This is a genomic window from Prevotella sp. S7-1-8, assembly GCF_000758925.1.
Taxonomy (GTDB): domain Bacteria; phylum Bacteroidota; class Bacteroidia; order Bacteroidales; family Bacteroidaceae; genus Prevotella.
In genome coordinates, this window is sequence record NZ_JRNC01000144.1 from 1 (window position 1) to 1,298 (window position 1,298).

General features: G+C 43.7%; 2 protein-coding genes. Both read left to right on the forward strand.

Annotation, left to right across the window (positions count from 1 at the left end; genetic code table 11):
- Window positions 1-11: 11 nt before the first annotated feature.
- On the forward strand, window positions 12-497 hold the full coding sequence (locus tag HMPREF1640_RS12395) for a DUF3872 domain-containing protein (RefSeq protein WP_025064881.1): 486 nt from the start codon (window positions 12-14) through the stop codon (window positions 495-497).
- A complete protein-coding gene (locus HMPREF1640_RS12400) occupies window positions 484-990 on the forward strand; it encodes a lysozyme (RefSeq protein ID WP_036895420.1) in 507 nt (168 codons plus the stop codon). The genes HMPREF1640_RS12395 and HMPREF1640_RS12400 overlap by 14 nt, the downstream gene beginning before the upstream one ends.
- Window positions 991-1,298 lie beyond the last annotated feature (308 nt).

The window sequence follows — 1,298 nt, forward strand, 5'->3', positions numbered from 1 at the left end:
AGTAGGGAACAATGAAAAAGAAAATTTTTAATAGTATATGGGTAATGGGAGTACTTGCCCTTGCCGTGTTTTGTTTATCTGCTTGTGATAGGGAGTTGGATGTTCAGCAGTCTTACCCGTTCACTGTCGAGACGATGCCCGTTCAGAAGAACATCGTCAAGGGACAGACGGCAGAAATCAGGTGTACACTCAAACGTGAAGGCTACTTTGCCGACACTCGCTACACCATCAGATATTTCCAGCTGGACGGGAAAGGAACGCTAAGAATGGATAATGGATTAGTCTTTAAGCCCAACGACCGCTATCCACTCACAAAAGATGTGTTTCGACTCTACTACACCTCCGCTTCGACAGACCGACAAACCATTGATGTGTATGTGGAGGACAACTTCAAGCAAATCGCCAAACTGTCGTTCAACTTCAACAATGAGAAGGCGGAGGACAAAGGAAAGTCCGGCGCAGTAGTAACCAAAGCCTTGAACGATGCGAACAGCTAAACGCTTTGCTTTATTCTGTATAATATGTTTGTTCTGTCAATCACTCCCGGCTCAGCGTGGGGTGCGATTGGCAGACTTATCACCTTTTGAGCGTGTCGTAGTGGTCGTAAAATACTTCGAGGGACTACATAGAAAGGATTGTTATCCCTATGTAGGATACGGTCATCGGTTGCAGCCACACGAGCATTTTTCTCCTAATATGTCAGAGCGGCAGGCAGACTCTCTCCTGCGTGCCGACCTTTGGAAATGCTTTGAACACTTCAAAGGATATGGTAAGGATGCACTACTACTTACTTTGCTTGCCTACAATGTAGGAGTAGGTCGTTTGATCGGTTATGGTAATCATCCCAAAAGCCGACTAATACGAAAGATAGAGTCGGGCGACAGGAACTATTATCGTGAATTTGTCTCTTTCTGCCGATACAAAGGAAAGGTGCTACGAGGACTTGTCAAACGACGAAATGTGGAGTTTGCCCTGTTTTATATACCCTGATTATCAAATACACCCCTTGCGACATTTTTATGCTCCGCAAGGGGCGTTTTCTTGTCGTTTTAGTCGCCTTCTTCGTTATGATTGAGTAACTTTGCAAAAAATGGAAATTGTCAGACTTTTTGTACGTAATTAAATTATAATGCAATTATTGCGACTTTCTTTTGCTTCTTTTCTTTGGTCGCCTACTCGTTCAAAGAAAAAGAAAAGAAGCCACGCAATTTTTGAGATTGCGTGGCTCATTGTGTTAGGGGTTTTCGGTTGTTTCAATTATCCGCTCTTCGGGGTGGGTATTAAAAGCCCAGTTGATT

Bases quoted from the DNA above. Each gene is read 5' to 3' on its own strand.
- HMPREF1640_RS12395 (WP_025064881.1), top strand. From the start codon at position 12: ATGAAAAAGAAAATTTTTAATAGTATATGGGTAATGGGAGTACTTGCC.
- HMPREF1640_RS12400 (WP_036895420.1), top strand. From the start codon at position 484: ATGCGAACAGCTAAACGCTTTGCTTTATTCTGTATAATATGTTTGTTC.